The organism is Pseudomonas sp. EA_65y_Pfl1_P113 (assembly GCF_963970525.1).
GTDB lineage: Bacteria > Pseudomonadota > Gammaproteobacteria > Pseudomonadales > Pseudomonadaceae > Aquipseudomonas > Aquipseudomonas tritici.
The window spans coordinates 1-26,900 of record NZ_CAXAQM010000027.1 but is presented as its reverse complement, the minus strand read 5'-3'; the positions used below and the strand labels follow the sequence as shown (position 1 = coordinate 26,900).

The following is a 26,900-nucleotide window of genomic DNA, read 5'->3' as shown; positions in this document are numbered from 1 at the left end:
CGTCCCATGCTAGAACCCCGCGCCGCGCCGCGACCTACTACTTTGGTACTGGTTTTGCTGTCTATCGTCGCATTCCCAAGGCAGCGGGACTGGCGTGTAATAGGTGCATAACGATAACGACTGGACCCGCCATGCTGCCCGTTCGACTGCCCCTAGCGGCCCTGTTGTGCCTGTTCATCACGCATGTACACGCCGACCCACCCCTGTTTTCCGCCGACGGCTACCGCATCAGCGTGTACCGCAGCCCTACGCCCGATCAACTGCCCGGGGCGACCATCGTCGACACCCCGGCCCTGCGAGCCCTGCTCAACCAGACGCCCGCGCCGGTCCTGATCGACGTGTACCGGCGCCAGTGGCTGCAAGGCCGTTTCATCGAAGACCAGCCTCACGCCAATCTGCCAGGAAGCCACTGGCTGGCCAACACCGGCGACGGTGACCTCTCACCTGAATGGCAAGGCTATCTCGTGCGACACCTGTACACGTTCACCGGCGGCAACCTGGCACGCCCGCTGGTGTTCTACTGCCGCTCCGATTGCTGGCTGAGTTGGAACGCGGTAAAACGAGCCGCCGAGCTGGGCTATACCTCTGTGTACTGGTATCGCGATGGCTTGGATGCATGGGAAGCGGCAAACCTGCCAGTGATGACTGCCACACCCGAACCCTTTGAATAAAAAACCACAACAAGAAGGTGAACGGCCATGTACAAAATTTTGATTGCCGACGATCACCCGCTGTTTCGCGAGGCGATCCATAACGTTATCAGCGACGGCTTTCCCGGCAGCGAGGTGATGGAAACCGCCGACCTGGACAGTGCCCTCGCCCTGACCCAGGAACACGACGACCTCGACCTGATCCTGCTGGATCTGAACATGCCCGGCATGCACGGCCTCAACGGTTTGATCAACCTGCGCAACGAGTCACCGACTATCCCGGTGGTGATTGTCTCGGCCGAACAGGACAAGCAAATCGTGCTGCAAGCCATCACGTATGGCGCCGTGGGGTTTATCACCAAGTCCTCGCCCCGCCTGCAAATGACCGAGGCGATCCAGCAGATTCTCAACGGCAACGTGTACCTGCCGCCGGACATCATCCGCTCCCAGAAAAACACCGGGCAACGGCGCATGAACGACAATCCCGGTTTCGCCCCGGAGCTGTTGCAGGCACTGACGCGCAAGCAATTGCTGGTGTTGGAACGGATGACCAAGGGCGAGTCGAACAAGCAGATTGCGTACACCCTGGAGATTGCCGAGACCACGGTGAAGGCGCATGTGTCGGCGATCTTGCGCAAGTTGAATGTGCATAATCGGGTGCAGGCGATACTCAGTGCCGGGGATATTGATTTCGGCTCTTACCTGCGGCGCTGAACCGCCAGACAGAACACAAGTTCCCACATTTTGATTGCCTTTTGTCAGGGCCGACTGAGCAGATGACTCATCGCAGTCTTCAGCTTCATCGGCCGCACCGGCTTATGCATCAACGTATGCCCCAGCTCACGAATCTGCTGTTTCAACTCATTGCTGTAATTGGCAGTAATCATCATCGCCTGTATCGCACGGCCCCGCCGCGCGTTGATGCGGGCCACTGCGTCAATGCCGTTCTGGTCGTTGTCGAGGTGGTAATCGGCAATCAGCAAGTCCGCCTCGGCATGGTAGTTGTCCACCTGTCGCGCCAAGTCCTGCTCCGACAGCGCGGTGACCACCCGGCAGCCCCAGCCTTCGAGCAACGTGCGCATGCCTGCACAAATCGCCGCGTCGTTATCCAGCACCCACACGCGCGCACCCTGCAAGCGTTCGAGCATCGGCTCGCTCATGCACGGCGCCGGCGAGGACTTGGGCGCGGTGGCGCTCAACGGCACTTCTACCGAAAACATCGAGCCTTTACCCGGCCAGGATTTGACGCTGATGCGATGGCCTAGCATCCCGGCGATCTTTTCCACGATGGCCAGGCCCAGGCCCAACCCGCGATCCTGATCCGGGCGCTGCACATCGCCGCGCTTGAACTCCTGGAAAATCTCCTCCAGACGCTCTTCGGCAATGCCCATGCCGCTGTCCCATACTTGAATCAACACGCGTTGATGCTGGCGCCGGCAACCCAGTACTACGCGGCCCTTGTAGGTGTAGCGGATCGCATTGCTCAGCAGGTTGCGCAGGATCCGCGCCAGCAGCTGGATATCGCTGCGCACCAGCGCCGAGCAGCCGATAAAGTGCAGCGCCAGCCCCTCGGCGCGGGCCAGTTCGGTGTATTCGACGGCGAGGTTGTCCAGCAACTCACTGAGGGCAAACGGCGCGATATCGGCCTTGATCACCCCGGCATCCAGCTTGGAAATATCCACCAGGGTGCCGAGCAGGTTTTCCACGTCTTCCAGGGAATTGCTGACGTTGCGCACCAGGGTTTCACTGGGGCGTTCGAGCAATGCGCTGGTAAATAGGCGCGCGGCGTTCAACGGTTGCAGCAGGTCATGGCTGACAGCGGCGAGGAACTTGGTTTTCGACAGGTTGGCCTGTTCGGCCTCCCGCTTGGCTTCACGCAGGCGGGTTTCCATGCGCCGGCGCTCGTCGATTTCCTTGAGCAACTGGTCGTTGAGCGAGGTGAGTTCCGACGTGCGCTGGGCCACGCGTTGCTCCAGGTGCTGGTAGGCCTGGTGCAAGGCCTCAGCGGTGCGCCGGCGTTCGGTGATGTCGCGGATCAATACGAAGATCCCCACCACTTCGCCACTGGCCAACAGGTTCGGCACATAAGAACGCAGCATGTAGCGCTCCTGATTGTTGATGTTGGTTTCGGCGAATTCAAACGTCACGCTTTCCCCCGCCAGGGCGCGTGCGACGTAGGCATCCAGGCGTTGGCAATGCTGCTCGCTGTGCACTTCGCGCAGGCTCTGGCCGAGCATCATGCCGCGCGGCCAGCAGTACCATTCTTCATAGACTTTATTGGTGAATTCGTAGACCAGATCAGCATTCAGGTAGCCGATCAGCGCCGGCACGTTGTCGGTGATCAGGCGGATCCAGCGTTCGCTTTCCTGGGCCTTTTGCGCCGCTGCCTGTTCGCCGCGCAGGGCTTCGGCGCGCAGCCGGGCGTTGATCAGCAGGTGGTTGCTGGCCTTGAGTTCAGCCATCGCCTGGTTCAGCGCGTCAGTGCGTTCGCGTACTTGCTCGGCCAATACCACCGAATGCTGGAAGGTGGTGTAGGGGTTGTTGCCCTGGGTCATGCCGGACTCGATGCGCTCGATCAGCGCCGCATTGATCCGCGCCAGCTTGTGGTTGTCCTGTTGCAGTCGCGCCACCAGGGCGGGCAGGTCAGCGTCGGCCTCGGGCAATGGCGACCCCGGTGAAAGTCTGGTTGATGTGCATGCCATTGAACTGTTCTCCATAGGTGTTGAAGCCCATCACCCGCTGGTCGCGCAGATAGCTGCCGATCTGCTCGAGGGTGCCGTTGTCTTCCAGTTCCAGGCGCCGCAGGAAACAGTCGCAGCCAATGGTCAGCAGCAGGTCGCCAAGGCGCGACTGCAGGCCGTCGAACAGGGTTTGCAGGTTCGGCAGAATCGGGCCGGGCTTCATCGCGGTCAGGACGATGCCGTTTTCCACCGCGCAGTAGAAACTCAGGCTGAGGTCTTCGTGCACCTGCTGGATCGCGCGCACGTAGTACTGGTCGTGGATGCGCACCGCCAGCGGGTGCGCGGCGAAGGTGCGGTGGTCGAGGTTGGCCACGGCCACACCGATATGCCGCGCGTATTCTTCGGCGGCTGGCTCGGCGTTGAGTTCGAAGACCCGTCGCGACGGGCTGTCTGCGCCGGTGACCACCAGCTTTTCCGAGCGCGGCAGGATGTGGTGGGTGGTGAACACCTCGAAATCCAGCCAGGTATTGACCAGTACCACCACCGCTGCGCCGCTGTGGAACACGCCGTTGAAGTAGACGTGGGTGTGCGTGAGGAAATTGTCGTCACCCGCCGAACCGCCAAAGTGCGGGATATCGCCCAACGCGGCGCTGAGGGCCGCGAGCACCATTTCTTCTCGGCTGGACAGGCCATCGAGCAGGGTCAGGGCGAAGGTGTTGCCCTTGATCGGCGCCAGCGTATTGCTGCGGCAACCGCCGACCAGGCGTTCGACCATGTCCTGGGCGTTGATCAGGCTGAAGTGTTCCACCTGGTCGATCAGCTCAGTGGCGATGGAAAAGTGAGCGTGGTTGAAGCCCACCGCCGTGATGCAGTTGCGGCCATAGCCGTGGGACGTGATCTCGCCGGCGCTGGTACAGCCGACCACGCGCACGCTGGCGAAGCATTGTTGCAGCGCGTGGCCCAGAGCCTGCAAATCATAGGAGGCCGAGCAGAAAAACAGCACGAAACCCAGGTACGGATGCAACAGTTGCCGCGCCAGCTCTTCGGCGGCCTGCCCGGCATCGGTGGCCTGGGACATGGCACTGACTACGCCTTCACTGTTGTGCATCGTTGGCTCCCCCTCTGAGGCACAAGTGTACGAAGGGCCAGGGGGGAGACCTATGCTACTTGGGTACTGGGTGGGGGATGCGATGGGATGAGGTTTCAGGCACGTGCAAATGCCACGGCTTTCTCGAATTGCTCAGGGGTCGGACGCACACCGGTATAGAGCACAAATTGCTCCAACGCCTGGATCGCGATCACTTCCAACCCAGTAATCACCCGTTTGCCTTTGGCACGGCCCCGCACGATCAATGGGGTTTCAGAGGGGATCGCCACCACATCGAACACCGTTTCGGCAGCCTCCACGGCTTCGGCATCAAACGCCAGGGCGTGCGCCTCAGGCCCGCCGGTCATGCCGATAGGTGTCACGTTGATCAGCATCTGTGGGCGCAATTCACCCAAGTCGGGCAACCATTCATAGCCCAGGTTCTGCGCCAAGGCGCGGCCTGCGGCTTGATTACGCGCCACTATTACGCCACTAGCGTAGCCACCATCGCGCAAGGCACTGGCCACGGCCTTGGCCATGCCGCCGCTGCCACGCAGGGCGAATGTCGATGACTGCGGCACGGCGTGCTTTTTCAGCAGTTGCTCAATGGCGATGTAATCAGTGTTGTAGGCCTTGAGATGCCCATCGGTGTTGACGATGGTGTTTAGCGAGTCGATGGCTTGAACTGAATCGTCGAGTTCGTCCACTAAGGCAATGGCGGCCTCCTTGAACGGCATGGAAACCCCGCAACCACGGACGTTCAGCGCGCGGATACCAACGATCGCGCCGGGCAAATCCTGACTACTGAAGGCTTTATAGTAGAAGTTCAGACCCAACTGTTCGTACAGGTGGTTATGAAAACGCAGGCCAAAATTCCCGGGGCGCGCCGACAGCGACATGCACAGCCGCGTGTCCTTGTTGGGGTGCATCTGCATGGGTAACTCCTTGAGTAAGCGATTCGATACAGACCTTACACAACCTTTACCTAGCGGCTGTGCTGTTTTTCAGAAATACGTTGTCTTAAAAGTATCCCCGCGACATTACTTGAGTCCATTGATTGCAGACCACAAGCGCAGGGGCTAACCGAGGAATGACCATGATTCGTACAATCCCCAAGATCGCCTTGCTTGTTGGCGCACTCGCGATGGCAGGCCAAGCCTCCGCCCACGGTGGTGGTTGGGGTGGCCCGGCCGTATTGGGTGCCCTGGTCAGCGCAGCAGTCGTGGGCTCCGTGGTTGCCAGCCAGCCACGTGAGGTCTATGTGCAGCAGCCGGTGTATGTGCAACCGCAACCGGTGTACGCCGCGCCGCCGCCGGTCTATTACGCACCGCCGCCACCGGTGTATGTGCAACAACAGGTCTACTACCGCCCGGCGCCGGTGTATTACGGTCCACCGCGTGGTTATTACGGCCCACCGCGCGGCGGCTACGGCCGCCCCCACGGCTACTACGGCCGCGGCTGGTAATCGATCACGCTGAAACGGGCCTCGCAGGTTGCGAGGCCTTTTTTTGTCTGAAAAGTCCGGATTCATCCTGCAAAGGTCGTTCCGAGGACAATGCCCGTCGCGTATTCGCACATCATCAACACCAATGTCTACTTGCTCGACCGGGCCTCACGCTGTCATGTTTGTGTCACGACACACTCCCACTATCGAGCCTGTCCACCCAATAACAACAAGGACGACTGACCATGCCCACGCAAAACCCACACCGCACCGCTGGCCTCTGCACGTCCAGCAAGGTGTACAGCGCCCTCACCGAGCTCAAGCACCTGGAAGGCCACCGCAGCGCCAAATTCCTCGCACTGCTGGCAGAAAACCTGGTGCGCAAGGGTTTGCTCAGTGAGCAGGAAGTGGTGAACATGCTTGATCAGGTGGTGGACTGACGCCTCGCGTTGATGTCGACTATCGAGACGGTTGATTTTTCCTACGCCGCCCAGCCCCGTAAGGTGACCTCCATAGCGATTGGAGGTCCTTATGCCCACTGTTCAGATCATGTCCGTCATCGGCAGCGCCGTCCCCGCCCCTCTTCGGGAGCTGGGCTTGCTCGCCTGCTGGTACCTAGTACGCGATGGCGAAGCCATCAGGGGGCCTTTCAGGAGCAGTGGAGAAGCAGTTGCAAGCCTCAAGCTGCAAGCTTGAGGCTAAAAGCTTGAAACTTACAGCTGCCCCTAAGGCAACGGCAACTTGACCCGCGGCTTGCTTTCCACAAACAACGCCCAACTGGACATGAACAGCGCCGCCACCAGCGGCCCGATCACAAAGCCGTTCAAGCCAAACACCGACAGACCGCCCAGGGTGGAGATCAGGATCAGGTAGTCCGGCATTTTGGTGTCCTTGCCCACCAGGATCGGACGCAGCACGTTGTCCACCAAACCAATCACAAACACGCCAAACAGCGCCAGCACCACGCCCTGCCAGATCGAGCCGCTCAACAGGAAGTAAGCGGCCACCGGCCCCCACACAATCCCCGCGCCCACCGCCGGCAACAACGACAGAAACGCCATCAATACCGCCCAGAGCAACGCACTCGGGATATCGAGGAACCAGAAGATCAACCCGCCCAGCGCACCCTGGGTCACGGCCACCAGCACATTGCCCTTGACCGTGGCACGCACCACCCGATTGAACTTGAGCTGCAACCGGCGCTTCTGCGGTTCGGCCAGCGGCACCGCCGTGCGCACCTTGCGCACCAGGTCCGGGCCGTCGCGCAGCAGGAAATACAGCAAATACAGCATGGTGAAAAAACTCACCAGGAAATCAAACGTGCCCTGGCCGAAGCTGAACGCCTGGGTCGCAAAGAACTGGCTGCCCTGCATCGCGCTCTTGACGATCTTCTCGCGCAAGCCTTCCAGGTTGCCCATGCCAAAACGGTCGAGCAGGTGCTGGAAATACGGCGGCAGCACGTTTTTGAACTGCTCGATATACCCCGCCACGTCCAACTTACCGCTTTCAACGTTTTTATAGAGCGTCGCGCCCTCTTGCACCAGCAAGGAGCTGGTGATGATCACCGGCAGGATCGCAACTATCAAGCAGGCACTCAAGGTGGCCAGGGACGTAAGGTTGCGGTTCCAGCCAAAGCGCTGCTGCAGGCGGCGCTGCATCGGGGCAAAGATAATGCCAAGGATCACCGCCCAGAATACCGCGCCGTAAAACGGCAGCAATATCCAGATAAAGGCAATGGTCACCAGGACCAGCAACAACAGCAGGGTTTTGAATTGCAGGTTGGTTTGATTCATGTCCGGTCCATGTCAGAAAAGCAGTGGCCTCGTGTAGGCCCTGTTGCTTAGTCCGCAGCGAAACCTGGGAGTGCCCTAGGTTATCGAACAAGCATAGACCGCCTCACTCAACGGCTTTGGCCTCCTTCAACAGCGCCTGTCGATACACAGCGATACAAAAAGCCCAAACAACGACCTGGATCAATAAACCGTCGTGGCCGCTCGGCTACCTTCGCGACCTTTTGCGACCCGTGCCCATGCCTCCCATCCTCGCCCCCGAACTGCTCGCCCCTGCCGGCACCCTGAAAAACATGCGCTACGCCTTCGCCTACGGCGCCGATGCGGTCTACGCCGGCCAGCCGCGCTACAGCCTGCGAGTGCGCAACAACGAGTTCGACCACGCCAACCTGGCCCTCGGCATCAAGGAAGCCCACGGGCTGGGCAAACGTTTCTACGTGGTGGTGAACATCGCGCCGCACAACGCCAAGTTGAAGACCTTCCTCAAGGACCTGGCCCCGGTGATCGCCATGGGCCCGGATGCGCTGATCATGTCCGACCCCGGGTTGATCATGCTGGTGCGCCGGCACTTCCCGTCGATGCCGATCCATCTGTCTGTGCAGGCCAACACCGTGAACTGGGCCAGCGTGGAGTTCTGGCAGCAGCAAGGGATCTGCCGGGTGATCCTGTCGCGGGAGCTGTCCCTGGAAGAGATCGGCGAGATCCGCCAGCAAGTACCGGCCATGGAACTGGAAGTGTTCGTGCACGGTGCCTTGTGCATGGCCTATTCCGGACGCTGCCTGCTCTCGGGTTATATGAACAAGCGTGATGCTAACCAGGGCACCTGCACCAACGCGTGCCGCTGGAAATACCAGGCCACGCCAGCAGTGGAGAACGCCACGGGCGATATCGTCCAAGTGTTTCAACCGGAACCGACCCTGGGCATTGGCACACCGACCGACCAGGTGTTCCTGCTGCAAGAGGCCAACCGCCCCGATGAGCACATGCCCGCCTTCGAAGACGAGCACGGCACCTACATCATGAACGCCAAGGACCTGCGCGCGGTGCAGCACGTGGAGCGCCTGACGCACATGGGCGTGCATTCGCTGAAGATCGAAGGCCGCACCAAATCCCATTTCTACTGCGCGCGCACCACCCAGGTGTATCGCCGCGCAATCGATGATGCGGTGGCCGGTCGCGCCTTCGACCGCAGCCTGATGACCGACCTCGAATCCCTGGCCCAGCGCGGCTACACCGAGGGTTTCCTGCGCCGCCATGTGCACGATGAGTACCAGAACTACCAGAGCGGCAGCTCGGTGTCGCAGCGTCAGCAATTCGTCGGAGAGCTGACCGGCGAGCGTTGGGGCGAGTTGGCCGAGGTCAAGGTGAAGAACCGCTTTGCGGTGGGCAATCACCTGGAATTGATGACACCGGCCGGCAATTTTCACTTTGATCTGGAGAGGATGCACAACAGCCGGGGCGAGGCTGTTGAGGTCGCGCCGGGAGATGGGCACACGGTGTATGTACCTGTCCCGGCGGAGATGGATGTGCGCTTTGGCTTGCTGATGCGTGATGTCTTGTAGCCGCTGGATCGCTTCTTAACACCGCCGAGCATGGGTGGTTTCAGCTTGCTATGGCGGCTTCAGATCCTGAACTGACCGACCAATTGCCCCAACCGTTGACCCAGCTCCGCCAGGCTACGTGAGGTCTGCGCGCCCAGCTGGGTCTCGTCGGCCACGCTGTCCACCGCCACGGCAATCTGATGCACGCTGCGGTTGATCTCTTCGGCGACCGCGGTCTGCTCTTCGGCGGCGCTGGCGATCTGGGCGTTCATCGAATTGATGGTGCCGATCAACTGGGCAATGGTGTCCAGCGACGCGCCAGCTTCGTTGGCCTGGGCCGAGGTGCCATCCCCGGCATCGCTGGAACGGCGCATGGCCTCCACGGCGGCTTCGGTGCCTTTTTGCAGGCGGTCGATCATGCCCTGGATTTCCTGGGTGCTGGTCTGGGTGCGGCTGGCCAGGGCACGCACTTCATCGGCGACCACGGCAAAACCACGCCCGGCCTCCCCTGCCCGTGCCGCTTCGATCGCCGCGTTGAGCGCCAGCAGGTTGGTCTGTTCGGCGATGGAGCGGATCACGCTGAGGACACTGACGATAGAGGACACGTCTTGCTGCAAGCTGTCGAGGGACACACCGCTGCTACGGATGTCGTTCACCAGCGCATGGATCTGCGCGATGCTGCCGTCCACCACGCGCTTGGCGGCCTGGCCTTCGGCGTCGGTTTGCTGGGCAGCCACCGAGGCGCCCTGGGCACTGCGCGCCACTTCTTGCGCAGCGGACGACATCTGATTGATCGCAGTCGCCACCTGGTCGGTCTCGTGGCGCTGGCGCTCCATGGCCTGTTCGGAGCGCTGGGCCTGGTCGGAGACCTGGCTGACCAGACCAGTGAGTTGGGTGGTCATCTCGGTGATCTGGCGCACCAGGCCGTGGATCTTGTCGACAAAGCGGTTGAACGCGCCGGCAAGATCGCCCAGCTCGTCCTGGCTGGTGATGGCCAGGCGGCGGGTCAAGTCGCCTTCGCCGGCAGCGATATCGTCGAGGTTGGCTTTCATCAAGGTCAGCGGACGCAGGATGGTATTGGCCAGCACCATGCCGACGGCAGCGATCACCAGCAGCACCACCACAGCCACGCCGAGGATGCTCAGCAACACGCCTTCCATGCGTTTTTGCACCTTGGCCTCGACCACCGCGACCTGGGCTTCGATGCCGTCCAGGTTGACGGAGGTACCGATGACCATGTCCCATTTAGGCAGGTATTCGGTGTAGCCCATTTTGGGCACGAGTTCGGTCTGCCCCGGTTGGGTCGAGCTGTATTGCAGGTAGTGGGTGCCGTCCTTGCCGACCTTGACCAGGTCGCGGTTGACGTAGACGCCGTTGGGGTCGCGGTTGTCCTTGAAGCTCTTGCCCACGCCGTCTGGGCTGTTGCCCTTGAACAGGCGGATGGTCTCGGAGTCATAGCCGAAGAAGTAGCCGTCCTTGCCGTAGCTGGTGTTGGACAGCAACTTGACCACCTCTGCGCGCGCGGCGGTATCGCCCGGGGCGGCGGCGTCGTAGAGCGGCTTGACGGTGCTCATGGCCACTTCTACATAACTTTGCAGGGTAGCCTTGGCGTCGTTGAGCAGGCGCTGGCGGGTTTCATCCACCTCGTTGCGCGCCTGTCCTTGCAGGATCCACACGGTGGTCAGGCTGATGACCACCGCAAACAGCAACACCGGCACTACGGCGAGGGACAGAACTTTGGCCTTGAGGCTCAGACGCATGGCTTTTCTCTCTTATTAGTCACGACTTGAGAGGCTATCGGCCAATTGCGCGGATTCTGTAGTGAGCGCGCCGTCAGAGGGTCATCGCCGCCAGCCAGCCAAACGCCAGCAATGGCAGGTTGTAGTGCAGGAACGTCGGCACCACAGTGTCCCAGATATGGTGGTGCTGGCCGTCGATATTCAGGCCGGAGGTCGGGCCGAGGGTGGAGTCAGAGGCCGGTGAGCCGGCGTCACCCAAGGCACCCGCCGTGCCGACGATGCACACAATGGCGACCGGGCTGAAGCCCAGTTGCACACACAGCGGCACAAAGATCGCGGCCAGGATCGGCACGGTGGAGAACGACGAACCGATGCCCATGGTCACCAGCAGCCCGACCAGCAACATCAGCAATGCCCCCACGCCACGGCTATGGCCGATGAACGCCGCGGACGTTTCCACCAGCGCGCGCACATCGCCGGTGGCTTTGAGCACTTCGGCAAACCCCGACGCGGCAATCATGATGAAGCCGATCATCGCCATCATCTTCATGCCTTCGGTGAACAGGTCATCGGTATCGCGCCAGCGCACGATGCCCGACACCGAGAAGATCAGGAACCCGGCCAGCGCGCCGATGATCATCGAGTCCAGCCACAATTGAATGATGAACGCCGAAGCAATCGCCACCCCAGCCACCAGCAGGGTCAACGGGTTGTACTGCACCGCCACCTGCTCGACGCGCTCGATTTTTTCCAGGTTGTACACACGCTTTTTGCGGTAGCTGATAAACACCGCCACCAGCAGGCCGACCACCATGCCCAGGGCCGGCAAGCTCATGGCGTGGGTGACGCTGACCTGGCTGATGTCCACGCCGCTCTTGGCCACGTTGGCCAGCAAGATCTGGTTGAGGAAGATATTGCCAAAGCCCACCGGCAGGAACATGTAGGGCGTGATCAGGCCGAAGGTCATCACGCAGGCGATCAGGCGGCGGTCCAGTTGCAGCTTGGTCAGCACATACAACAGCGGCGGCACCAGCAACGGGATAAACGCAATGTGGATCGGCAGGATGTTCTGCGAGGCAATCGCCCCCCCCCACAGCAGGCCGATCAATAGCCATTTGACGTGACTGCCACCGCTGGCTTCCTGGCGGTCCACCCGCAGCAGCGCCTTGTCGGCCAGGGCATGAGCCAGGCCAGACTTGGCAATCGCCACCGCAAAAGCGCCGAGCAAGGCGTAGGACAAGGCCACGGTGGCACCACCGCCCAAACCGCCATTGAAGGCCGTGAGCGTGGCGTCGATGCCCAGCCCACCGGTAAGGCCGCCCACCAGTGCGCCAACGATGATGGCGATGACCACATGCACGCGGGACAGGCTGAGCACCAGCATGGTGCCGACCGCGGCAATAACTGCGTTAATCATGGTTACCTCAAGCAAAAAACGTAAACAACAGGCATGCCTGCGCCCGGGCGGCCATCGGGCGGCAGCCGACGTACAGGCTTGAAGGAGGTCTTATTAGAGGGCGCGCACTTTGCCGCAGGTGGGCGCGCATGTCAAAAAGCGGCGCCGCTTTCAGGTTTAAATTGATCGTTTGAATTAAGAAAGTTTGAAATCGGCCGATAACCGGGCTCATGTGTTTTCAGGTAAGGATGTACCGATGTCGCTTAGGCAGCTCTCCATTCAATGGAAAATCACCCTGCTCGCCGGCCTGTGCCTGCTGGGAATCGTGACCCTGCTGGTGGGTCTGTCGCTGTATCGCATGGAGCAGAGTTCGCAGCAGGTCAAGGCGTCCAGCATGCAGATGCTGGATGAAGCCGCCCAGGCGCGCATCGAAGCCCAAGGCGAAGTGCAGGCGCTGGGTATTCGGCAGCAGTTCATGGACGCCTATCAGTACGGCCATGGTTTTTCTCGTCAGGTGCTGTTCTTGCGCGAACAGGCGGAAAAACGCTTTCTCGACGCCTTCGACACCCGCGAAGACCTGACCCGCCAGGTCAGGGCCGCGTTGCAGGCCAACCCGGACTTGCTCGGTTTGTCCCTGGTGTTCGAAGCCAATGCCCTGGATGGCAAGGATGAGTTGTTCGCAGGCCAAGCCGAACTGGGCAGTAACGACAAAGGCCGCTTCGCCCTGTACTGGTCGCAGCCGACACCCGGCAAGCTGACCTCAATGGCCTTGCCGGAAAGCGACATGTCCGACGCCAGCGTCGGCCCCAGCGGTGAAAAGGCCAACGCCTGGTTCACCTGCCCGCGCACCACCCTCAAGCCGTGCGTGATCGAACCCTACTTTTATGTGATCGACGGGCAAAACGTGCTGATGACCAGCATCGTTTTTCCGTTGATGGTCAATGGCAAAGTCATCGCCTCGTTATCGGTCGACATCAACCTCAACAGCCTGCAGGCCGTGAGCCAACAGGCCAGCCACAAGCTGTATGACGGCCAGACCCACGTCAGCATCCTCAGCCCTACAGGTTTGCTCGCCGGCCACAGCCAGGACGCCAGCAAGCTCAGTCAGCGCCTGGACCAGGTCGACAGCGCCAATGGCGCACAATTGATCAGCGCCCTGTCTGGCAGCACCCACATCCGCAGCCTGCGTAGCGACCACCAACTCAAGGTGCTGGCGCCGTTCGCGCCGATCCCGGATGGCAAGCCGTGGGGCGTGTTGCTGGATGTGCCGGAGAAAGTCCTGGTAGGCCCGGCCGAAGCGCTCAAGGCGCAACTGGACGCCGATAACACGCGCGGCACCCTGCTGGAACTGGGCCTGGGCCTGCTGGCGGCAGTGGTCGGCCTGATCCTGGTGTGGCTGATGGCACGCAGCGTGACCCGGCCGATCCTCGGCGTAGCGCAGATGCTCGAAGACATTGCCAGCGGCGAAGGCGACCTGACCCGACGCCTGGCCTACGACAAGCAGGACGAGCTGGGCCAACTGGCCGGCTGGTTCAACCGTTTCCTGGACAAGCTGCAACCGATCATCGCCGAGGTGAAGCGTTCGGTGCAGGACGCCCGTGGCACCGCCGACCAGTCCGCCGCAATTGCCACGCAAACCAGCGCCGGCATGGAACAGCAGTATCGTCAGGTCGACCAAGTGGCCACTGCTTCCCACGAAATGAGCGCCACCGCCCAGGATGTGGCGCGCAGCGCTGCGCAGGCGGCCCAAGCTGCACGCGATGCCGACCAGGCGACCCGCGACGGCCTCACAGTAATCGACCGCACGACCCGCAATATCGGGGAGTTGGCGGCGGATATGAGCACGGCCATGAACCAGGTCGAAGGCCTGGCTGCCAATAGCGAAAAAATCGGTTCGGTGCTGGAAGTGATTCGTGGTATTGCCGAACAGACTAACCTGTTGGCGCTCAACGCCGCCATCGAAGCGGCCCGCGCCGGTGAGGCTGGACGTGGCTTTGTGGTGGTGGCAGATGAAGTGCGCAACCTGGCGCGGCGCACCCAGGAGTCCGTCGAGGAAACCCGCCTGGTCATCGAGCAGTTGCAAGGCGGCACCGAAGAGGTCGTCAGCGCCATGGACAATAGCTATCGCCAGGCCCAGGGCAGCGTCGAACAAGTTGGCGAGGCGGTGACCGCCCTTCGCCAGATCGGCGAGGCCGTCACGGTGATCAGCGACATGAACCTGCAAATCGCCAGCGCTGCCGAAGAGCAAAGCGCGGTGGCCGAGGAAATCAACAGCAATGTGGCGACGATTCGCGATGTGACCGAATCGCTGTCGGAACAGGCGAATGAATCGGCGCGGGTGAGCCAGGCGTTGAATAGCCTGGCGAATCAGCAGCAGGGGTTGATGGATCAGTTCCGGGTCTGACGGTGTAATAGATCCAATGTGGGGCTTGCTCGCGAATCCGGTACATCAGTCGACATATTCAGAGACTGACACACTGCATTCGCGAGCAAGTCGAATCGTCGCACCGCCGCTCCCACATTTTGATTGTGCTGTGTCAGGACTAACGCTTGGGCAACTCAATCAGTACTTTCAAACCGCCCAACGCACTTTCCTGCAACTGCAACACCCCTCCCCACACCTCGACGATATCCCGCACGATACCCAACCCCAGGCCATGCCCATCAGTCTGCTCATCCAGCCGTGCGCCGCGGCTGAAGACCTGATCGCGCAGGGTTTCGGGTATGCCGGGGCCGTCGTCCTCCACCGCCAGCACGTAGCTGTGCGCAGTCTCTGTGACGGTCAGGCGCACCTCGGCATCCGCCCATTTGCAGGCGTTATCCAACAGATTGCCCAGCAGCTCCAGCAGGTCTTCACGGTCCCAGGGCAGTTGCAGCCCGGGCGCGGCGTGATAGCTCAGGTCCAGGTGCTCACCGTGGATCATGTTCAAGGTGGCGAGCAGGCCCGGCAATTCCTTTTCACAGTCGAACAACGCACCCGGCAAGGTTTCACCGGCCAGGCGCGCACGGTTGAGTTCACGGTTGAGGCGTTGCTGCACTTGTTCCAAGTGATCACGCAGCAGCTTGCTCAGTTCAGGGTGATCCTTCATCAGCGCTTCGCTTGACGCCGCGCTCAAGAGTACCGCCAGCGGGGTCTTGAGGGCGTGTCCGAGGTTGCCCAAGGCATTGCGCGAACGCTTGAGGCTGTCTTCGGTGTGGGCCAGCAAGTGGTTGATCTGCGCCACCAGCGGCTCCAGCTCCAGCGGCACCTGGGTGTCGAGTTGCGAACGCTGGCCCTGTTGCAGTTGAGCAATCTGGTTACGCGCGGTTTCCAAGGGGCGCAAGGCGCGACGCACGGTGAGCCGTTGCAGGACCAACACCAGCAGCAGCGCCGCCAGCCCCAGCACCAGACCGATCTGACGCATCAGGCGAAAGCTTTCCCGCACCGGCGTGTAGTCCTGGGCCACGCTGATGGAAATCGACTGCCCGAAGCGTTTGTAGTCCTCGCGCAACACCAACAGTTGCTGACCTTCCGGCCCCAGTTGCAGGTTGCCCTTGAGGCCGGCCTCGGGCAGTTGCGGCAGCTCCTGGTCCCACAACGAGCGGGAGCGCCAGTGCGTATCGGCGAAATCAATCCGGAAATAGTGCCCGGAAAACGGTCGTTGGTACGCTGGCGACAAGCGTTTCTCATGCAGTTGCAAGCCATCTGGGCCGCGTACCAGCGCGACCAGCAGGCTCTCACTGTCGTCGCGCAGCCCCGCTTCCAGGTAGCGCTGCAAGCCCGTTTCAAACAACCAAAGACTGGTTTGCGCCAACGCAACGCCGACAATCACCATCACGCTGACCAGGCCCAGGCTCAGGCGCCGCTGGATCGACCTCATTCGGCGCTGGCGCCAAACCGGTAACCCTGGCCGCGCCGGGTTTCGATCACGCTGCGCCCCAACTTGCGCCGTAGGTGGTTAACGTGGACTTCCAGCACATTGGAGTCGCGCTCGGTTTCGCCATCATACAAATGCTCGGCCAAGTGGCTTTTCGACAGGATTTGCTCGGGATGCAGCATGAAGTAGCGCAACAGGCGGAATTCGGCGGCGGTCAGCTGGATCTCTGCGCCATCGCGCAGCACGCACTGGCGCCCTTCATCCAAGTGCAGGCCAGCCGCTTGCAGGGTGGGCTGATTGGCCTGCCCATGGGAGCGGCGCAGCAGCGCCTGGATGCGAAGGTGCAGTTCCTCGGGATGGAACGGTTTACTCAGGTAGTCGTCGGCGCCAGCCTTGAGCCCTTCGATGCGCTCGGCCCAGGAATCACGCGCCGTGAGAATCAGTACCGGGATGGCCAGCGCGGCGGCCCGCCATTGCGCCAGTACTTCAAGCCCAGGCAAACCGGGCAGGCCAAGGTCGAGGATGATCAGGTCATAGGGTTCGCTGCGTCCCTGGTACACCGCATCGCGGCCATCAGCCAGCCAATCGACGGCATAGCCCTGGCGTTGCAAGCCGGCCAACAGTTCATCGGCCAGAGGTACGTTGTCTTCCACCAAAAGCAGGCGCATCAGTCTTCCTCGTCTTTGATCAGCGCACCCGTGGATGCATCCAACTTGATCTCACGCACCACGCCTTCGGCGGTGACCAGTTCCACTTCATAGGCATATTTACCGTGCTTTTTCTCAAGCTCGGCCTCCAGCAGGCGCGAACCCGGATGACGCGCCATGGCCTGGTCCAGCAACTGCTCCAGCGACAGGATCACGCCGTTCTGGCGCAGGACCAAGGCCTCGTCCTGATCAAGATCGCGGGCTGCCAGGCTTGAGCAAAAAGCCAGGAGCAGCAACGCCATTCGACTGCCGCCGTATAAATTTACCTTCATTACGTTTCCTGATGATTCTTGAGAACCTGCCCGGTGAGCGCGTCCAATTCAACCTCCCACTCGATGCCATCGGTATCCTCCAGTTCAACTTGGTAAAGATACTTGCCGTATTCCTCGTCCAGGTCGGTATCCAGCAGTGTTGAACCCGGGTGCAAGGCCAGGGCCGTGGCTTCCAACTGATCAAAGGCGATAATTGTAACAGTGGCAGGCACTTTCAGTGGTTTGTCGGGGTCCACGGCTTGGGCCTGGATCGCCGTGAAGGCAATGATACCGGCGGCGACCAGCACTGTAAGGCGCATCATTGGGAGTCTCCGTTTCAAGATTTTTCCTACGTCGGCCACCGTACCTGTAGCAACTTAATTGAAACTGAATTGCCACCATGGCAATTTCCGACATCCCTCTTCCCCAATTATTGTGCGAGATTTCCTATACAACCCTGCTCGCTTCCACAGAGACCGGTATGACAGCGATTCACATCAAGTTTCCCGCCCTGACCCTAAAGGCCGGTAAACGCGCCTTTGCGCGCATTCGCGAACAAGGCCTGGCGCCTGCCGACGTCGGCATCCTGCCTGGCGCGGCCGGCGGCCCCAAGGCGCTGGGTATCCAAGGCCTGGACCTGGCGCTGTTTGGCGATTGGTTGCCGCGTGCACCACGGGAACGCGCGCTGATCGGCGCTTCCATCGGCTCCTGGCGGTTTGCCAGTGCGTGCCTGCCGGACCCGGTGCAAGGTCTGCTGGACCTCGGGCGCCTATATAACGAACAACGCTTTGCCAAAGGCGTGACCATGGCCGCGGTCAGCCAGAGCTGCCAGCGCATGCTCGACGACCTGCTGGCCGGCCGCGATGCGCAGGTGTTGGAAACACCCCACTATCGCCTCAACATCATGGTGGTCAAGAGCCACGGCCTGCTTGCCGATGATCACCGTGGGCGCCTCGGGCTGGGCTTGTCGTCGGTGATTGCCGATAATTTGCGTGGCCGCGCACGGCTGTCGCGCCACTTCGAACGGCTGATCATCCACGACCCGCGCCAGGCGCCGCCGGTGCATCCTTTGAAGGATTTTCCGTCACGCTTCCTCGACCTGGAAGTGGGCAACCTGCGCCAGGCGCTGCTGGCGTCGGGCTCGATCCCCATGGTGATGCAAGGCGTACGCGACCTGCCCGGCGCGGGCGCCGGCACCTACCGCGACGGCGGCCTGCTCGACTACCACCTCGACCTGCCTTATCACGGCGATGACATTGTGCTGTACCCGCACTTTACTGACCGGGTCATTCCCGGCTGGTTCGACAAAGGCCTGCCATGGCGGCGCAGCAATCCGCAGGGTTTGCAGGATGTATTGCTTCTGGCGCCGTCCAAGGACTACCTCGCCCACCTGCCCCACGGCAAACTGCCGGACCGCAGCGACTTCAAGCGCTTTATGGGCGACGACCCGAGCCGCAACACATATTGGCAGACCGCGATGAGCGAAAGCCGGCGGTTGGGGGATGAGTTTCTTGAGCTGGCGGATAACGGCAAATTGGGCGAGCACTTGCTGGCGCTATGACCAAGCGGTATGCGCGACAAGGGATCAAGCTGTTAAACTCGCCGCCTGCCAGACATCGACCGAGCTGAAAACACTGTGGAAATCTTCAAGGAATTTACATTCGAATCCGCCCACCGCCTGCCCCACGTACCGGAAGGCCATAAATGCGGGCGCCTGCATGGGCATTCGTTCAAGGTGGCGATCCACCTGAGCGGCGACCTGGATCCCCATACCGGCTGGATTCGCGACTTCTCGGAGATCAAGGCGATTTTCAAGCCGCTCTACGAACGCCTCGACCACAACTACCTGAATGACATCCCTGGCCTGGAAAACCCGACCAGCGAAGTGCTCGCCAAGTGGATCTGGAATGAGCTGAAACCCTTGCTGCCTGAGCTCAGTGCGATTCGCATCCACGAGACCTGCACCAGCGGCTGCATTTATCACGGCGAGTAAGCCTGCGATATGAAAAAACCACCCACGCGGTGGTTTTTTTGTGCCTGCCTCCCTTACAGTCGTGGCTTCGCTGCCACTAGGAGCACGCGGCTATGATGCGCCCCGCCACTGTCCATGATGTTGTAGCCATCGAGGCCATCGTCCAGGCAGCTTACTCGCCGTATATCGCACGAATCGGCCGTAAACCCGGGCCGATGCTCGAGGATTATCGCCAACGGGTGGAAGCCGGCGGCGTGCACGTGCTGGAAAACGCACGGCGAGTCCAGGGCTTTATTGTCCTGCTGGAGGCCGACGGCGCGCTGTTGCTGGATAACCTGGCCGTCGCCCCTGAGGCACAGGGCCTGGGTTTCGGGCGGTTGCTGTTGGACTTTGCCGAACAGCAGGCGATCGACGCAGGTTTCGCTGTGGTCCGCCTCTATACCAATGAAGCCATGACCGAGAACATCGCGCTCTACCATCGCCGCGGCTATCTTGAAACCCATCGCGCCGAGGAACACGGCCTGCGGCGCATATACATGACCAAGCCTCTCCAGGAGTAACCCATGGAAAACATTTGGCTGGCCCAAGCCAAACGCTTACAGGCGCTGGCGTCCACGGGGCTGCACTTTTGCACTGATGATTTCGAGCGCGAGCGCCTGGAAGAAATTGCCGAGATTGCCCACAGCATGCTGGCGCAATTGGGCAATGTCCCGTTGGAACGTATCTGCGGACTGGTCACAGATTTTGCCCAGCGTTATTCGACGCCAATGATTGACGTGCGCGGTGCGGTTATCGAAGGCGACCGGATTTTGTTGGTGCGGGAGTTGACCGATGGTTGCTGGGCGTTGCCGGGTGGGTATGCGGATATCGGCTTGTCGGCAGCCGAAAACATCGTCAAAGAGATTCGCGAGGAAGCGGGGCTTACGGTAACCGCCAGGGCGCTGTACAGCGTGACGCACAAGGCCAAAGGCTTGTATCGACCGGATGTGCGGGACTTCTACAAGCTGTACTTCCTGTGTGAATCGCTGGATCAGTCGACACCGATGGCCGGATTCGAAACCACTGACGTGGGCTTTTTCCGCCTCGATGCACTACCGCCGCTGTCCCGTGGGCGCACCATCGAAAGTGATCTGGAGGCCGCCTTTGCCTTCCATCGCGGCGAGACGACCCAGACGCTGTTTGACTGATCCACTTTGTATCACTGCTGCACCGCTTTCGTGCCCGACTGGGCACTGCGACCATTCATTGCTGTGCTTGCGCCCTCTTTCGCTATAAAAACTGTGCACAGTGCACAGCGCCCACCGTGCGCTCGTCACTGCTGCCGGATTGGCACGCACGGTGCAACAGCGCTGCGTCACTCACTCAGGGAGCAAGGCACATGACGCAGCAAGAACCGGGCAACGACTACCCCCTCAGCGAAGTCCCCATGCATGCGCGCAAGGGCCTGGCATCGACCGCCATGGTGCTGCTGGGCTTTACCTTTTTTACCGCGACCATGTTTGCCGGCGGCAAGCTGGGGGTGGCGTTCAGTTTCGTCGACATGCTCGGCGTGGTGGCCCTGGGTAACCTTTTGTTGGGTATGTACGCCGCAGGCCTGGGTTACATCGCCTTCAAGAGCGGGCTGAATTCAGTGTTAATGGGGCGCTTCTGCTTTGGCGAAGTGGGCAGCAAACTCAGCGACTTGATCCTCGGCTTCACTCAAATCGGCTGGTATGCCTGGGGTACTGCCACTGCTGCCGTAGTGCTTGGCAAGTATTTCGAACTGAGCCAGGGCAGTGTGCTTGCGTTGATGGTGTTGTTTGGTCTGGTGTTCTGCGCCACGGCCTACATTGGTTATCGTGGGCTGGAAATTCTGTCCTACATCGCGGTGCCAGCCATGGGCATTCTGCTGTTTATGTCGATGTGGGTAGCCACAGTGAAAGTCGGTGGGCTGGACGGACTGCTGGCAGTGGTACCGACCGCTGAGCTGGACTTGTCCACGGCGATTACCCTGGTGTTCGGCACCTTTGTCAGCGGCGCGACCCAGGCCACCAACTGGACGCGGTTTTCGCGTTCGGCCAAGGTGGCGGTGCTGGCGAGCCTGATCGGTTTCTTTATCGGCAACGGCTTGATGGTGCTGATCGGCGCCTACGGTGCCATCGTCTACCAGCAACCAGACGTAGTCGAAGTGTTATTGCTGCAAGGCTTTGCCATGGCGGCGATGGTCATGTTGCTACTCAATATCTGGAGTACCCAGGACAACACCATCTACAACTTCGCCGTTGCCGGCTGTAACTTGCTGCGCACCAAGCGGCGCAAGACCGTGACCCTGGCCGGTGCGGTGATCGGCACCCTGCTGGCGTTACTCGGCATGTACGACCTGCTGGTGCCCTACTTGATTGTGCTGGGTACGGTGATCCCGCCGATTGGTGGGGTGATCATGGCGGACTTTTTCTATCGCTATCGCGGCCACTATCCACGCCTGGCCGACGCCCGCCTGCCGGCGTTCAACTGGCCAGGACTGGTCGCGTATGCCGTGGGCACAGTGCTGGCATTCAGCTCGCCCTGGGTCGCGCCATTGGTGGGCATCGTCGCCGCGTCGTTGACCTACATCGCGCTCACCGCCGTACTACGGGTGCGAGCGCCGGTGGCTGACGCTCAAGCATGAGCCTGACCCTTGCCGATGTGCTCGCCCTGCCAGGTTTGGAATCCATGCGCCTGCGCGCGGGCGAGGCGGGTCTGGATAACGGCGTGCGCTGGCCTTATGTGGCGGAAAACAGCGGGATCGCCGAATGGGTGCTGGGCGGCGAACTGGTATTCGTCACTGGGATCAATCACCCGCGTGACGAAGCCAACCTGCTGCAACTGCTGGAGGAAGCCTGCGAGCGTCAAGTGGCTGGGTTGGTGGTTCTGACCGGGCCGTCCTATATCCAGGCGATCCCCCAGCGCTTACTCGACGCTGCCGAAGCCGCCGGCATGCCGCTGGTCGAACAGCCCTACTCGCTGAAAATGGTATTGGTGACCCAAGCCATCGGTTCGGCGCTGATCCAGTCCGAGCAGTTGGGGCGCTCGCGGCATGACGTACTGGAACGCTTGCTGACCGGCGACTACCAATCCCTGGATCTCTTGCTGCACCGGGCCACGCAGTTGGGCATGCCGCTGGCCGGGCATTGGCAGGTGGTGCAACTGCAACTGGCAGGCAGTGAATCGCTGTTTGTCCAGGGTGATGCGGCTTCTGTGGAGGCGCAACTGGCCCGACAACACGACGCCATCAGCCGCCGCTTGCGTCAGTTCTCGGCCGGTTTGCCGGTTCAGGGTCGAGCCGGGCAATGGACGTTGCTGCTGCCGGCACAGGACGCTGCCGCAGCGTTGGCCAACCGCCAACAATTGACCAACTGGCTCAACCCACTGAATCTGCGCCTGTCGCCGCTTAAATTGTTTATTGGCCTCAGCGCCGCCGCTCACCCACCCGCACGCCTGGCCCAGGCGCAGGAGGAAGCCCGCCAGGCACTCGCGGCTGCGCGGCGTTTCAGCGAACGCGCCGGGCTGTGCGTGTACGACGAGTTGGGCGTGCTCAAGCTGCTAAGCGGCGTGCGTGATCGCGCCCTGCTCGACCAATTCCTGAATGAACGCCTCGGCCCCTTGCTGCGCCACGACCTGCACCATGGCCCCAGCCTCATGCCCACTCTGGAAGCCTGGTTTCACGAGAATGGTAACCTTGTGGCCGCTGCCCAGCGCCTGGCCGTGCACCGCAACACCCTGACACACCGCGTCCAGCGCATCGAAGCCCTGTGCGGGCTGACGCTGGATAATGCTTATGATCGCCTGGACATCGGCATTGCGCTGATGATCTGGCGGCTGTCTGCCTGACTGTTTTTAGCCAAGAGGAACTTGCCCATGCACATCATCAACGCCCGCCTGCGCAACCGTGAAGGCCTGCATGATCTGCACCTGGAACATGGCCGGATCGCCAGCATCACCCCACAATCGGGGGCACCGAGTGCGGCGGCCGACGCCCTGGACGCCGCCGGCAACCTGGTGACGCCACCCTTTGTCGAACCGCATATCCATCTCGACGCCACCCTGACCGCAGGCGAGCCGCGTTGGAACATGAGCGGCACACTGTTCGAAGGCATCGAATGCTGGGGCGAACGCAAAGCCACCATCACCGAGGAAGACACCAAGGCCCGCGCCAAAAAGACCATCCAGACCCTCGCCGCCCACGGTATCCAGCATGTGCGTACCCACGTCGACGTCACCGACCCGGACCTCACAGCACTCAAGGCCATGCTGCAAGTGCGTGAAGAAAGCACGCACCTGATCGACCTGCAGATCGTCGCGTTCCCCCAGGAAGGCATCGAGTCGTACCACAACGGCCGCGAGCTGATGGAAGAAGCCATTCGCCTGGGCGCCGACGTGATCGGAGGTATCCCGCACTTTGAATACACCCGCGACCAAGGCGTGAGTTCGGTGAAGTTCCTGATGGACCTGGCCGAACGTACCGGCTGCCTGGTGGACGTGCACTGCGACGAAACCGACGACCCGCACTCGCGCTTTCTCGAAGTGCTGGCCGAAGAAGCCCGCAGCCGCGACATGGGGGCCCGCGTCACCGCCAGCCACACCACGGCCATGGGCTCCTACGACAATGCCTATTGCGCCAAACTCTTTCGCTTGCTCGGGCACTCGGGTATCAGTTTCGTCTCCTGCCCCACCGAAAGCATTCACCTGCAAGGCCGCTTCGACACCTTCCCGAAACGCCGCGGCGTCACCCGGGTCAACGAACTGCTGGAAGCCGGCATGAACGTGTGCTTCGGCCAGGACTCCATCGTCGACCCCTGGTACCCCCTGGGCAACGGCAACATCCTGCGGGTGCTCGAAGCCGGTTTGCACATCTGCCACATGCTCGGCTACCGCAACCTGCAAAACGCCCTCGACCTGGTCACTGACAACAGCGCCAAGGCCATGGCCCTGGGTGACCGCTACGGCCTGGAGCCTGGGCGGCCAGCCAACCTGTTAATCCTTTCGGCGGACAGCGACTACGAGGTCATCCGCAGCCAGGGCTTGCCGCTGTACTCGATCCGCAATGGCAAAGTGTTGATGAAGCGTCAGCCAGCGCAGGTGGAGTTTATGTAAACGTCTCGGTCATACGATCGAGTCGATATCCAGCGTTTGCGTCCTCCCCCATTCGGTTTGCGTGGCGGGAGGGATACTGGCGACCTGGGCCGGTTCACGGTTTTCACGGTGGCTGAACCAGCGCTTGAGGCTGGGTTGCAAATGGGCACTGTGGGCCTGACTGCCGTAGACATCACGGGCGTCCAGACGGCGCCAGCGCAGGGTGGCAAGGCGCTCGCGGCTGGTGTGCAAGCGATCGATCTCGGCGTTCAAGGCTTCGTTGTGTTCATAGCCACGGTCGTTGGCAGGTCTTAGCCGGGCCAGTTCCCTGCGTTTGTTTCGCAACTGCTGGCGCATGTCCTCGAGTGCATGATCAAGTAATTCAAACTCTCTTGGCGTGACCAATGGGCCGTCGCTTTCCTGGGTTTGTTGCCAGCGACGCAACGTCGCCCAGGCAGCCGGGATATAGCTGGCGGTCATGAAGTGTTGGTTGGCTTGGAGCAGCTGTTTCAGCAGGTTATCGCGGTCGGGCATGTCGCCATGCAGTTGCAATGCTCGGTTGCAACCCGCCTCTTGAATGGATTCACAACCGGGCTTCCAAAGCACCGAAGAACGCGTGCCATCCGCGAGCATGACCGGCATGAAGTGTTGTTGTTCGCCATGGTGCTGATAAGGGTTCCCACCGAAACGAACCAGACCGGCGGCGAACAGCAGGCCGCCCGGTGCAGGGGCACTGAAGAGAGTGACGGCGCCAGGGACCCAGAGTTTGGCGGTGGTATTCATCCACGGAGCTGGGACACTGGGGACGGGGTCGTTGTGGTTGACGATACGGTGGTGGACCAGGGTGGAGGCGCCCGCGGTGAATTCGGCATCGGCGGCGCGGGGGGCGCCGTAGGTGTAGAGGAGGATGTTGTAGTTGGCATCCGGTGCTCGCCGCAGGCCTTCTGCCAAAAGCAAAGCGATCGCGCCGCCCAGGCTGTGGCCGCAGATGATTATTCGTTGGTTGGTGTGGAACCGACCAAGGTATCGCAATACAAAATCGCGCATCGCCTGGTAAGCCTGGTAAAAACCTTCGTGTGCCTTACCAGCACCGTCAACGAAAGCTACCTGATGGGCGTTTGCATCCCGTAGCCCATCAGCAGCACTGGCGGTACCACGCACCGCGATCAGGATCACATCTTCGTGGTGGCTGATAAATGCTTGCGTGTCGGTACCTAACTCTTCGTCATCAAAAAAATGCAAACTCGCAGGGTGCTCTTGCTTCTCCTCCAGTTCTGGTCGGTTCTGGGGATACAACACAGGATCGAAGGGTAGAATCTCGAAACGTCGAGAGTACGGGACCTCTTCGTAGAGCGGGTAAAAACGCTGGTCCTGCTCTGCATCGACGCGCCAGGCGTCGTGACAACCCGAGAGTTTCTCAGCGAAAAAATGACCGACGCTGGGATCAAAAGGGAAGCGAACTTCGTCTTGAGGCTTTTGAGGTGGCTCTTGGCCGAATTTGCAATAACTCAAGGTAGCCATCAACGCTAACTGATACAGGTTCAAGGCGCAGAAGCTGTCATCGGTTGAAAGCATCGGACGGAATGCACGCAGTGGTCGAACCTCAAGAACGGTGTGGTTATTGGGAAATAATACGACTCCCGCCAAGGTCGATTGAGACGGCCCAAACCCCAGATCCGCCATCATTTTCAGTGCGTGTCGTTGGGGCTGATGAGTCCTCGGAGCAATCGGTGGCAAGTGAGCGACATGGCTGACCAAATCGCGGACTTCAACTTGATAGAAACGGTTGGCATTTTGTCGAGCTGAGTTACCTTCCGTACGCCGACCATCAGAGACTGCAAATCGAGTCTGTTCAGCGCGAATTTGGAGTTCGGTGATAGGGAGCTTGTAAGTAGGGCGTAACATCAGCCATTTATACGGCTGCTCTGTTCCGGAATACAGGTCGTCAAAAACAAGCACCACAGGTCCACAGTAAATATCTTGTAATTTGGCAAACCCTTCTCCATTCAGCCTGCCTTTGTACTGCTGCCCTGCACTATCGTGGACGGTGTAAGGCAAACCACCGTATGCCGCTCCAACGCCCAGTTCATCGACCAGGCAAAAGCTCACCCAATGCCCTCGCAATGAACAGGCCGGTTTGCTATCACTGAAAAAAGATCGCTTCCGTGCATCTAGCTTCATGAGCTTGTCCCTTATTACTTACACGATGGATAGACGTCACATACGCGACCATCCGGAATTTTTACAGGCTTAAAATCGGTGATATTGCCATTACAAAACGCAAACAAATCTTCAAAGCTCTCACCTTTACAACGCTTCCAGCCGCCTGGAACTGTAGTGGTCTAATGAAACCGGACACCCATTTAGGCGAGAATGCTCGCCAGAACGAGGTGTCAGATGACCAAACAACGCCGTACCTTTTCCCCTGAATTCAAACGCGAGGCTGCCGACCTCGTTATCAAGCAGGATTACAGCTTCATTGAGGCCAGCCGCTCGCTTGGTGTCGGCGAGTCGGCTTTGCGCCGATGGGTCGACCAGGTGCAGCAAGAACGCACGGGCGTCACCCCGCAGAGCAAAGCGCTGACCCCGGAGCAGCAGAAAATCCAAGAGCTGGAAGCCCGAATTGCTCGCCTTGAGCGGGAAAAATCGATCTTAAAAAAGGCTACCGCGCTCTTGATGTCGGAAGATCTCGAG

26 protein-coding genes and 2 pseudogenes are annotated in these 26,900 nt (G+C 60.7%); 15 read left to right on the top strand and 13 right to left on the bottom strand.

The window, feature by feature from the left end:
- The first annotated feature begins 131 nt into the window (after positions 1 to 131).
- Together AACY52_RS21275 and AACY52_RS21270 are read left to right on the top strand one after the other, a co-directional pair.
- Positions 132 to 671, top strand: coding sequence for a PQQ-dependent catabolism-associated CXXCW motif protein (locus AACY52_RS21275; RefSeq protein ID WP_339428152.1), 540 nt, complete (start codon positions 132 to 134; stop codon positions 669 to 671).
- Between the two features lie 27 nt (positions 672 to 698).
- Entirely contained in the window at positions 699 to 1,364 is a 666-nt protein-coding gene (locus AACY52_RS21270; protein WP_049709073.1) for a response regulator transcription factor, read from the top strand.
- A 44-nt stretch (positions 1,365 to 1,408) separates the two neighbouring features.
- Here the strand turns inward: AACY52_RS21270 and AACY52_RS21265 are convergent, their stop codons facing one another.
- From AACY52_RS21265 to AACY52_RS21255, 3 genes are all read right to left on the bottom strand, one after another.
- The gene (locus AACY52_RS21265) at positions 1,409 to 3,352 is read right to left on the bottom strand and encodes a NahK/ErcS family hybrid sensor histidine kinase/response regulator (RefSeq protein WP_370468040.1); all 1,944 of its coding nucleotides are present in this window, start codon (positions 3,350 to 3,352) and stop codon (positions 1,409 to 1,411) included.
- Positions 3,294 to 4,439 (bottom strand): nitric oxide-sensing protein NosP, encoded by a 1,146-nt coding sequence (gene nosP / locus AACY52_RS21260; RefSeq protein WP_339420028.1) that lies wholly within the window; start codon positions 4,437 to 4,439, stop codon positions 3,294 to 3,296. Before nosP ends, AACY52_RS21265 begins: the two co-directional genes overlap by 59 nt.
- Before the next feature lie 95 nt (positions 4,440 to 4,534).
- Entirely contained in the window at positions 4,535 to 5,353 is an 819-nt protein-coding gene (locus AACY52_RS21255) for a shikimate 5-dehydrogenase (protein ID WP_339420026.1), read from the bottom strand.
- Between the two features lie 155 nt (positions 5,354 to 5,508).
- On the opposite strand from AACY52_RS21255, the gene AACY52_RS21250 reads away from it, so the two are divergent.
- On the top strand, positions 5,509 to 5,883 hold the full coding sequence (locus AACY52_RS21250; RefSeq protein ID WP_339560759.1) for a hypothetical protein: 375 nt from the start codon (positions 5,509 to 5,511) through the stop codon (positions 5,881 to 5,883).
- Positions 5,884 to 6,107: 224 nt separating this feature from the next.
- Complete coding sequence (locus AACY52_RS21245; RefSeq protein ID WP_010211349.1) at positions 6,108 to 6,302, top strand: hypothetical protein; 195 nt, start codon at positions 6,108 to 6,110, stop codon at positions 6,300 to 6,302.
- Between the two features lie 285 nt (positions 6,303 to 6,587).
- Here AACY52_RS21245 and AACY52_RS21240 read toward each other — a convergent pair whose 3' ends face one another.
- On the bottom strand, positions 6,588 to 7,655 hold the full coding sequence (locus AACY52_RS21240) for an AI-2E family transporter (RefSeq protein ID WP_339420024.1): 1,068 nt from the start codon (positions 7,653 to 7,655) through the stop codon (positions 6,588 to 6,590).
- 236 nt (positions 7,656 to 7,891) lie between these two features.
- Here AACY52_RS21240 and yegQ point away from each other — a divergent pair, with 236 nt between their 5' ends.
- The gene (gene yegQ, locus AACY52_RS21235; protein ID WP_339420022.1) at positions 7,892 to 9,214 is read left to right on the top strand and encodes a tRNA 5-hydroxyuridine modification protein YegQ; all 1,323 of its coding nucleotides are present in this window, start codon (positions 7,892 to 7,894) and stop codon (positions 9,212 to 9,214) included.
- 59 nt (positions 9,215 to 9,273) lie between these two features.
- Here yegQ and AACY52_RS32320 read toward each other — a convergent pair whose 3' ends face one another.
- The 4 genes and pseudogenes from AACY52_RS32320 to AACY52_RS21220 all read right to left on the bottom strand — a co-directional run bounded on the left by AACY52_RS32320 (position 9,274) and on the right by AACY52_RS21220 (position 12,560).
- Positions 9,274 to 10,029 (bottom strand): methyl-accepting chemotaxis protein, encoded by a 756-nt coding sequence (locus AACY52_RS32320; RefSeq protein WP_370467857.1) that lies wholly within the window; start codon positions 10,027 to 10,029, stop codon positions 9,274 to 9,276.
- Positions 10,030 to 10,131: 102 nt separating this feature from the next.
- Positions 10,132 to 10,953, bottom strand: a pseudogene (locus tag AACY52_RS32315) (cache domain-containing protein); the annotation flags it as partial.
- Between the two features lie 73 nt (positions 10,954 to 11,026).
- On the bottom strand, positions 11,027 to 12,346 hold the full coding sequence (locus tag AACY52_RS21225; protein WP_339560767.1) for a Na+/H+ antiporter NhaC family protein: 1,320 nt from the start codon (positions 12,344 to 12,346) through the stop codon (positions 11,027 to 11,029).
- 10 nt (positions 12,347 to 12,356) lie between these two features.
- A complete protein-coding gene (locus AACY52_RS21220) occupies positions 12,357 to 12,560 on the bottom strand; it encodes a hypothetical protein (protein WP_339531096.1) in 204 nt (67 codons plus the stop codon).
- 24 nt (positions 12,561 to 12,584) lie between these two features.
- Between AACY52_RS21220 and AACY52_RS32310 the strand changes: the two are divergent.
- A pseudogene (locus AACY52_RS32310) lies at positions 12,585 to 13,874 on the top strand (HAMP domain-containing protein); the annotation flags it as partial.
- A gap of 102 nt (positions 13,875 to 13,976) precedes the next feature.
- On the top strand, positions 13,977 to 14,732 hold the full coding sequence (locus AACY52_RS32305; RefSeq protein ID WP_370468043.1) for a methyl-accepting chemotaxis protein: 756 nt from the start codon (positions 13,977 to 13,979) through the stop codon (positions 14,730 to 14,732).
- 139 nt (positions 14,733 to 14,871) lie between these two features.
- On the opposite strand, the gene AACY52_RS21210 is transcribed toward AACY52_RS32305, so the two are convergent.
- From AACY52_RS21210 to AACY52_RS21195, 4 genes are read right to left on the bottom strand one after another with little or no spacing between them, the layout of a single operon-like run.
- Positions 14,872 to 16,188, bottom strand: a complete 1,317-nt coding sequence (locus AACY52_RS21210; protein ID WP_339428147.1) for a sensor histidine kinase — start codon at positions 16,186 to 16,188, stop codon at positions 14,872 to 14,874.
- Positions 16,185 to 16,853 (bottom strand): response regulator transcription factor, encoded by a 669-nt coding sequence (locus tag AACY52_RS21205; protein WP_049709086.1) that lies wholly within the window; start codon positions 16,851 to 16,853, stop codon positions 16,185 to 16,187. Before AACY52_RS21205 ends, AACY52_RS21210 begins: the two co-directional genes overlap by 4 nt.
- The gene (locus AACY52_RS21200) at positions 16,853 to 17,164 is read right to left on the bottom strand and encodes a PepSY domain-containing protein (protein WP_339420011.1); all 312 of its coding nucleotides are present in this window, start codon (positions 17,162 to 17,164) and stop codon (positions 16,853 to 16,855) included. Before AACY52_RS21200 ends, AACY52_RS21205 begins: the two co-directional genes overlap by 1 nt.
- Positions 17,164 to 17,466, bottom strand: coding sequence for a PepSY domain-containing protein (locus tag AACY52_RS21195; RefSeq protein WP_339436203.1), 303 nt, complete (start codon positions 17,464 to 17,466; stop codon positions 17,164 to 17,166). Before AACY52_RS21195 ends, AACY52_RS21200 begins: the two co-directional genes overlap by 1 nt.
- 158 nt (positions 17,467 to 17,624) lie before the next feature.
- On the opposite strand from AACY52_RS21195, the gene AACY52_RS21190 reads away from it, so the two are divergent.
- From AACY52_RS21190 to codA, 7 genes are all read left to right on the top strand, one after another.
- Positions 17,625 to 18,704, top strand: coding sequence for a patatin-like phospholipase family protein (locus AACY52_RS21190; RefSeq protein ID WP_339420009.1), 1,080 nt, complete (start codon positions 17,625 to 17,627; stop codon positions 18,702 to 18,704).
- A 75-nt stretch (positions 18,705 to 18,779) separates the two neighbouring features.
- Complete coding sequence (queD, locus tag AACY52_RS21185) at positions 18,780 to 19,136, top strand: 6-carboxytetrahydropterin synthase QueD (RefSeq protein ID WP_019692825.1); 357 nt, start codon at positions 18,780 to 18,782, stop codon at positions 19,134 to 19,136.
- Between the two features lie 92 nt (positions 19,137 to 19,228).
- A complete protein-coding gene (locus AACY52_RS21180; RefSeq protein WP_339420004.1) occupies positions 19,229 to 19,675 on the top strand; it encodes a GNAT family N-acetyltransferase in 447 nt (148 codons plus the stop codon).
- A 3-nt stretch (positions 19,676 to 19,678) separates the two neighbouring features.
- Positions 19,679 to 20,302 carry an NUDIX hydrolase gene (locus AACY52_RS21175; RefSeq protein WP_339420002.1) on the top strand — a complete coding sequence of 208 codons (624 nt, stop codon included), beginning with the start codon at positions 19,679 to 19,681 and terminating at the stop codon, positions 20,300 to 20,302.
- A 191-nt stretch (positions 20,303 to 20,493) separates the two neighbouring features.
- On the top strand, positions 20,494 to 21,762 hold the full coding sequence (codB, locus tag AACY52_RS21170) for a cytosine permease (RefSeq protein WP_339420000.1): 1,269 nt from the start codon (positions 20,494 to 20,496) through the stop codon (positions 21,760 to 21,762).
- Positions 21,759 to 22,964, top strand: coding sequence for a PucR family transcriptional regulator (locus AACY52_RS21165; RefSeq protein ID WP_339436202.1), 1,206 nt, complete (start codon positions 21,759 to 21,761; stop codon positions 22,962 to 22,964). The genes codB and AACY52_RS21165 overlap by 4 nt, the downstream gene beginning before the upstream one ends.
- 27 nt (positions 22,965 to 22,991) lie before the next feature.
- A complete protein-coding gene (gene codA, locus AACY52_RS21160; RefSeq protein ID WP_339560757.1) occupies positions 22,992 to 24,227 on the top strand; it encodes a cytosine deaminase in 1,236 nt (411 codons plus the stop codon).
- 9 nt (positions 24,228 to 24,236) lie between these two features.
- Here codA and AACY52_RS21155 read toward each other — a convergent pair whose 3' ends face one another.
- On the bottom strand, positions 24,237 to 26,387 hold the full coding sequence (locus tag AACY52_RS21155) for a lipase family protein (protein WP_339436200.1): 2,151 nt from the start codon (positions 26,385 to 26,387) through the stop codon (positions 24,237 to 24,239).
- 216 nt (positions 26,388 to 26,603) lie between these two features.
- On the opposite strand from AACY52_RS21155, the gene AACY52_RS21150 reads away from it, so the two are divergent.
- Positions 26,604 to 26,900: transposase (locus AACY52_RS21150; RefSeq protein WP_339560756.1), on the top strand; the 297-nt coding region annotated here is incomplete at its 3' end.

What these genes read in the sequence shown, in the direction of transcription:
- AACY52_RS21275 (WP_339428152.1), top strand. Translation starts at nt 132, where the DNA reads ATGCTGCCCGTTCGACTGCCCCTAGCGGCCCTGTTGTGCCTGTTCATC.
- AACY52_RS21270 (WP_049709073.1), top strand. Translation starts at nt 699, where the DNA reads ATGTACAAAATTTTGATTGCCGACGATCACCCGCTGTTTCGCGAGGCG.
- AACY52_RS21265 (WP_370468040.1), bottom strand. Translation starts at nt 3,352, where the DNA reads ATGGCATGCACATCAACCAGACTTTCACCGGGGTCGCCATTGCCCGAG.
- nosP (WP_339420028.1), bottom strand. Translation starts at nt 4,439, where the DNA reads ATGCACAACAGTGAAGGCGTAGTCAGTGCCATGTCCCAGGCCACCGAT.
- AACY52_RS21255 (WP_339420026.1), bottom strand. Translation starts at nt 5,353, where the DNA reads ATGCAGATGCACCCCAACAAGGACACGCGGCTGTGCATGTCGCTGTCG.
- AACY52_RS21250 (WP_339560759.1), top strand. Translation starts at nt 5,509, where the DNA reads ATGACCATGATTCGTACAATCCCCAAGATCGCCTTGCTTGTTGGCGCA.
- AACY52_RS21245 (WP_010211349.1), top strand. Translation starts at nt 6,108, where the DNA reads ATGCCCACGCAAAACCCACACCGCACCGCTGGCCTCTGCACGTCCAGC.
- AACY52_RS21240 (WP_339420024.1), bottom strand. Translation starts at nt 7,655, where the DNA reads ATGAATCAAACCAACCTGCAATTCAAAACCCTGCTGTTGTTGCTGGTC.
- yegQ (WP_339420022.1), top strand. Translation starts at nt 7,892, where the DNA reads ATGCCTCCCATCCTCGCCCCCGAACTGCTCGCCCCTGCCGGCACCCTG.
- AACY52_RS32320 (WP_370467857.1), bottom strand. Translation starts at nt 10,029, where the DNA reads ATGGAGCGCCAGCGCCACGAGACCGACCAGGTGGCGACTGCGATCAAT.
- AACY52_RS21220 (WP_339531096.1), bottom strand. Translation starts at nt 12,560, where the DNA reads ATGAGCCCGGTTATCGGCCGATTTCAAACTTTCTTAATTCAAACGATC.
- AACY52_RS32305 (WP_370468043.1), top strand. Translation starts at nt 13,977, where the DNA reads ATGGAACAGCAGTATCGTCAGGTCGACCAAGTGGCCACTGCTTCCCAC.
- AACY52_RS21210 (WP_339428147.1), bottom strand. Translation starts at nt 16,188, where the DNA reads ATGAGGTCGATCCAGCGGCGCCTGAGCCTGGGCCTGGTCAGCGTGATG.
- AACY52_RS21205 (WP_049709086.1), bottom strand. Translation starts at nt 16,853, where the DNA reads ATGCGCCTGCTTTTGGTGGAAGACAACGTACCTCTGGCCGATGAACTG.
- AACY52_RS21200 (WP_339420011.1), bottom strand. Translation starts at nt 17,164, where the DNA reads ATGAAGGTAAATTTATACGGCGGCAGTCGAATGGCGTTGCTGCTCCTG.
- AACY52_RS21195 (WP_339436203.1), bottom strand. Translation starts at nt 17,466, where the DNA reads ATGATGCGCCTTACAGTGCTGGTCGCCGCCGGTATCATTGCCTTCACG.
- AACY52_RS21190 (WP_339420009.1), top strand. Translation starts at nt 17,625, where the DNA reads ATGACAGCGATTCACATCAAGTTTCCCGCCCTGACCCTAAAGGCCGGT.
- AACY52_RS21180 (WP_339420004.1), top strand. Translation starts at nt 19,229, where the DNA reads ATGATGCGCCCCGCCACTGTCCATGATGTTGTAGCCATCGAGGCCATC.
- AACY52_RS21175 (WP_339420002.1), top strand. Translation starts at nt 19,679, where the DNA reads ATGGAAAACATTTGGCTGGCCCAAGCCAAACGCTTACAGGCGCTGGCG.
- codB (WP_339420000.1), top strand. Translation starts at nt 20,494, where the DNA reads ATGACGCAGCAAGAACCGGGCAACGACTACCCCCTCAGCGAAGTCCCC.
- AACY52_RS21165 (WP_339436202.1), top strand. Translation starts at nt 21,759, where the DNA reads ATGAGCCTGACCCTTGCCGATGTGCTCGCCCTGCCAGGTTTGGAATCC.
- codA (WP_339560757.1), top strand. Translation starts at nt 22,992, where the DNA reads ATGCACATCATCAACGCCCGCCTGCGCAACCGTGAAGGCCTGCATGAT.
- AACY52_RS21155 (WP_339436200.1), bottom strand. Translation starts at nt 26,387, where the DNA reads ATGAAGCTAGATGCACGGAAGCGATCTTTTTTCAGTGATAGCAAACCG.